Source organism: Kitasatospora sp. GAS1066B (assembly GCF_041262605.1).
Lineage (GTDB): Bacteria > Actinomycetota > Actinomycetes > Streptomycetales > Streptomycetaceae > Kitasatospora.
Window position 1 is genome coordinate 1 of record NZ_JBGCCO010000080.1, and the last position, 4,981, is coordinate 4,981.

4 protein-coding genes are annotated in these 4,981 nt (G+C 70.1%); 2 read left to right on the plus strand and 2 right to left on the minus strand.

Features of this window, described 5'->3' with window-relative positions; genetic code table 11:
* Positions 1-131 precede the first annotated feature (131 nt).
* A complete protein-coding gene (locus tag ABH937_RS38065) occupies positions 132-1,223 on the minus strand; it encodes an ABC transporter permease (protein WP_280688744.1) in 1,092 nt (363 codons plus the stop codon).
* Complete coding sequence (locus ABH937_RS38070; protein WP_280688745.1) at positions 1,220-2,137, minus strand: ABC transporter ATP-binding protein; 918 nt, start codon at positions 2,135-2,137, stop codon at positions 1,220-1,222. The genes ABH937_RS38065 and ABH937_RS38070 overlap by 4 nt, the downstream gene beginning before the upstream one ends.
* A gap of 105 nt (positions 2,138-2,242) precedes the next feature.
* Here ABH937_RS38070 and ABH937_RS38075 point away from each other — a divergent pair, with 105 nt between their 5' ends.
* Both ABH937_RS38075 and ABH937_RS38080 read left to right on the plus strand, forming a co-directional pair.
* Complete coding sequence (locus ABH937_RS38075) at positions 2,243-3,160, plus strand: N-acetyltransferase family protein (protein ID WP_370220843.1); 918 nt, start codon at positions 2,243-2,245, stop codon at positions 3,158-3,160.
* A gap of 253 nt (positions 3,161-3,413) precedes the next feature.
* The coding region (locus ABH937_RS38080; RefSeq protein WP_370147008.1) for a DUF1906 domain-containing protein at positions 3,414-4,981 on the plus strand (1,568 nt) is incomplete at its 3' end.

Genomic DNA, 4,981 nt, shown 5'->3' on the forward strand with positions numbered 1-4,981 from the left:
ATCAGGCGAAGGCCGCTTCCGCGTACGGCGGTTACCGATACGAGTGATCAAGTTCGACGGCTCGTTCGAGGCGATTGCTTAAAGATCAAGCTAGGCTCCCGGCCCCGGCTACGGGACGACTACGGGCTCCGCTACGCGTCCTCCCAGTCGAAGATCCGCCAGGCGATCAGGCCGAGCACCGCCGCGAACGCCAGCAGCCCGCCCATCTGCGGCAGCACGTCCATCAGGCCGCCGCCGCGGCTGAGCACCGTCTGCGCGGAGGTGACCAGGTAGTGCAGCGGGAAGATCTTGGACAGCTGCTGCAGCCACTGCGGAGAGTTGTCCAGCGGGAAGAAGGCGCCGGAGAGGAAGGACATCGGCAGGATGATCACCTGGTTGATGCCGTTGGCCGCCTCCTCGGTCTTCGCGATGGCGCCGGTGACCAGCCCGATCGACATGAACGCCAGCGTGGCGCAGAGCACCAGCGGGAGCACCAGCGGCCAGTTGCCGGTCAGCTTGAGGCCGAAGGCCGGCGTGGTGGCCACCGCCAGGAAGATCGCGGTCTGTACCAGCGCCACCACGCAGGTGACCAGGATCCGGGAGCCGACGATCGCGCCGATGCTGACCGGCGCCAGCCGCAGCCGCCGCAGGATCCGCTTCTTGCGCCAGTTGACCAGGCTGAGCGAGGCCCCGAAGATCGCCCCGGTGGCGATCGCCCAGCCCAGCAGGCCGGGGGTGAGGTACTGGATCGGCTTGAGGCTCTGGTCCTCCACCTGGCCGGCCACCATGGTGTAGGCGGGGTCCTGGTGGGTGGCGGCCTGGTTGGCCTGCTGCACCAGGCCGTTGAGCACGCCCGTCACGCCGCCGACCTTGACCGTGTCGGAGGCGCTGTAGCGGACGATCACCTGACCGCCCGGGCCCTGCTCGATCAGCGCGTCGTAGTCACCCTTCTTGACCTTGGTCAACGCCGTCTGCTCGTCAGGGACCTGAGTGATCGTCAGCGCCTTGTCGATGCTGACCCGGCCCTCCCCGGTGGCCGAGTCCAGCACCGCCACCGGGCCGACTTGGGCGATCTTGAGGTGCGGCGAGGTGGCGCCCTTGAAGAGGAAGCCGAACAGCACCAGGAACATCAGCGGCATCAGCAGCGTGAAGAAGAGCGCGGTGCGGTCCCGCAGGAAGGTCAGCAGCATCACCCGGGAGAGGCCGACGAAGGCGCTCGCCCGTTCCTTCTCTACAGCGCTCATGCGCGGTACTCCCGTCCGGTCAGGTGCAGGAAGACGTCTTCCAGGGTCGCGCCGCGGACTTCCAGGCCGCGCAGCGCGCCCTGCTCCGCCAGCACCGAGAGCACCGGGGCCGGCGCCCGGGTGGAGAGCGAGAGCAGCACCCCGTTGTCCTCCAGCGCGGCGATCTCGGCCCCGGCGGCGGTCAGCAGCTCGCGCGCCGTCTCGATCGGGATCAGCCCGGACTCCACGCTGATCCGCACGGTGTCGTCCAGCTCGCGTACCAGCGCGGCTGGGGCGCCGGTCTGCAGCACCTTTCCGTGGTCCATCACCGCCACCCGGTCGCAGAGCAGTTCGGCCTCGTCCAGGTAGTGGGTCGTCAGCACGACCGTGCGTCCTTCGGCGTTGATGTCCCGCAGCAGGTCCCAGAGGTTGCGCCGGGCCTGCGGGTCCAGGCCCGTGGTCGGCTCGTCCAGGAAGACCAGCTCCGGGTCGTGCACCAGAGCGCAGGCGATCGAGAGCCGTTGGGCCTGGCCGCCGGACATCTTGTCGGTGCGCACGGCAGCCGAATCGGTCAGGCCGACCCGATCCAGCCAGGCGTCCGCGCGCCGGGCCCCGACCCCGTAGAAGGAGGCGAAGGTGCGGATGGTCTCCCGCGCCGTCAGCTTGTCGAAGAAGGCGGAGGCCTGGAACTGCACCCCGATCCGGGGCAGCAGCTTCGGATTGCGCGGCCAGGGCGCCAGCCCCAGCAGCTCGATGCGGCCCTCGTCGGCCTCACGGATCCCTTCCAGGATCTCCAATGTGGTGGTCTTGCCGGCGCCGTTGGGCCCGAGCAGACCGAAGAACTCGCCAGTCTCGACGGTGAGTGATACTCCGTCGACAGCCTGGACATCCCCGTACCGCTTCCGGATCCCGTCAGCGGATATAGCAGTTGTCATGACGCCAGACCCTACGGGCGCAACGGGCCGGCGGATACACCCTGCCCGAGCGGAAGCGCGAAAACCATTGGACAGACGGGGAGATGATCTCCCTATCCTGCCCGGATGACGGACTTCGCCCTCCTCGCCGCATCCTCCGACTGGGAGCCCGCCTACCGGCAGCGCCTGATCGACGCCTACCGGGCGACCGGCCTGCCGGAGCCGGCGGCGGCCGAATTCGCCACCTCGGTCATCGAGCAGGGCGACGAATGGACGGCGGCGGCGATCCTCGACGAGGACGGCCGCCGGATCGGGCAGGTCGTCGTCAGCCTCACTGAGCAGCAGGGCAGCACCGCCGGCCGGATCGGCGAACTGTGGACCGACGCCGACCACGACGCCCAGGGCAGCCACCGCCGCGCAGCCCACACCTGGGCGCGCCGCTGGTGCGCGGAGCACGGGGCCGGGCGGGTGGGCGTGCGGCTGGCCGCACCGGACGAGCTCTTCGCCGACTACCCGGTCCGCGCCCAGACCCGGATCAAGGTCGTCACCACCCCGGCCGAGCCGCCCGCCGGGGTGACGCACCGGCCGATGACGGAAGCCGAGTACCCGGCCTGGCTGGCCGCCGGACAGGAGCGCTACGCCGCCGAGATGGTGCAGGCCGGCGCCCGGACGCCCGAGCAGGCCCGGCAGAAGGCCGAAGAGGACTACCGCACGCTGCTCCCCGAAGGCGTCTCCACCCCCGACAACACCCTCCTGGTGCTCGAGGCCGACGGCGAGTCGATCGGCACCGGTTGGCTGCACCACCACCACCTCCCCGGAGTCACCTTCGGCTTCTCGCTGCTGGTGCACCCGGAGTTCCGCGGCCGGGGCCACGGCCGCTCGGCCATGGCCATCGGCGAGCAGGTCACCCGGGCCGGCGGCGACCAGGTCCTGATGCTCAACGTCTTCGGCGGCAACGAGGCCGCGATGTCCCTCTACACCGCGGTCGGCTACCGCGTCCTGGAGGAGGGCCGCTCCCGCGACCTCACGGGTCAGAACAACTAGCTCCGGTCCGGCCGATCTTGCCGCGCGCCCTCCGCCGGCACCCGCCAAGGCCGCTCGGGCACGCCAATTCGCCGGGTGCCATCAGGACTTGTCCGAGCGTCGCACTAGCATCCCGAGTGGCTGGCACGCCGACGTTCCGATCGGATGGTCGGTCTGCCAGTCCGTAGCAGTCGCCGGCAGCTGTGCCGGTGACGTCCGCCGGCCTGCCGCATCCCCGGCGGGCCGACCGTCACCATCATCAGGAGAGACCCGGGTGAACTCCCGCCTCACTACTAGACGACGCCGCTACGCGGTCGCCACGACGGCCGCGCTCGTCGCGTCGCTGACCGCCGTCGGATCAGCACAGGCCGCCTCCGGAGCCTCGGACACCAAGGCCGTGTCCTACCTGAACCACGTGTTCCACGTTCCCACCGCATGGACCGTGGTGGATCTGACGGCCGATCCGCACGCCTGCGTCCGGTTCGACCAGCACGCCGTCTACCTCGGGCATCCGGGCACCGAGCAGAACTGCCCGCCGCATCTGATCGGCCGCACCGAGGCCCTGCTCGTCGAACCCGTGGCCAGCGGTACGCCGGTCGGAACGAGGATCAACGCGATCGGCCATGAGATCGACGCGGCCGACACCACGGTTCGGGTGACCGGTGCGTACGGCACCGACCAGCCGTCGGTCCGTCAGATCATCGCCGCTGCCGGACTGCCCACCGCGGCACCGAGTGGCCCGCCTGCCGCGGCCGCCGCCCCCAGGAAGCTGATGGCCGCGCCCAGGACCGCCACGGCTTCGGCCTCGGCCGCCGCCGCGACCGTACCGGCCTCCGCCACCAGCTACGCCGGTCAGGGCTTCGACGCCTGCGACGCGCCGAGCACCGACGCCATGAGCGCCTGGATGTCCGCCTCCCCGTACCGGGCGATCGGCATCTACATCGGCGGCTCGCAGCGCACCTGCGGCCAGTCCAACCTGACGGCCTCCTGGGTCCAGCAGGAGCAGAGCAGCGGCTGGCACTTCATGCCGCTGTACGTCGGCGTGCAGGCCGCCGGCATCACCAACCCGGCGTACCAGGGCGCCAGCGCCGCGGACGACGCGGTGCAGCAGGCCACGACGCTCGGTTTCGCCCCGGGCAGCGTGCTGTACTACGACATGGAGAGCTACCAGTCGACGTACACCGGTTCGGTGCTCGCCTTCCTCACCGCCTGGACCAACGAGCTGCACGCCTACGGTTTCAACTCCGGCGTCTACAGCAGCTCCAACTCCGGCATGAAGGACCTGGTCGCCAACGCCGGAAACAGCGCCTACACCATGCCCGACGTGGTGTTCGACGCGAACTGGAACGGCACGGCCGACGTCAACGACCCGGCCATTCCGGCCGGTTACTGGGCCAACCACCAGCGCGTCCACCAGTACGCCTCGCCGTCCGCGAACCAGACCTACGGCGGCTACTCGATCGGGATCGACGAGGACTACCTCGACGTGTCGGTCACCAGCGTGCCGCCGTCCCAGTCCTCCGAGTTCTTCCTCGGCGTCCGGACGAGCTCCGGTAACTGGCCCGGCTTCACCCCCATGTCGGGTGTCGGCGGGGTCGGCGTGTTCAAGGGTTCCGAGGCAGCGATCACCGGGATGCCGGACGGCACCTCACAGGAACTGGGCGTCGGCACGGACGGGAACCTCTACCACGCGATTCGGTCCGCCGGCGGCAGGCTGAGCGGCTTCGCGCCCCTGAGCGGTGTGGGATCGCCGAACATGTCGGCGCGCAAGGCGGGCATCGCGGGGATGCCGGACGGGTCCTCGCAGGTGCTGGCGATCGGTAACGACGGCAACGTCTACCA

Bases quoted from the DNA above. Each gene is read 5' to 3' on its own strand.
- ABH937_RS38065 (WP_280688744.1), bottom strand. From the start codon at position 1,223: ATGAGCGCTGTAGAGAAGGAACGGGCGAGCGCCTTCGTCGGCCTCTCC.
- ABH937_RS38070 (WP_280688745.1), bottom strand. From the start codon at position 2,137: ATGACAACTGCTATATCCGCTGACGGGATCCGGAAGCGGTACGGGGAT.
- ABH937_RS38075 (WP_370220843.1), top strand. From the start codon at position 2,243: ATGACGGACTTCGCCCTCCTCGCCGCATCCTCCGACTGGGAGCCCGCC.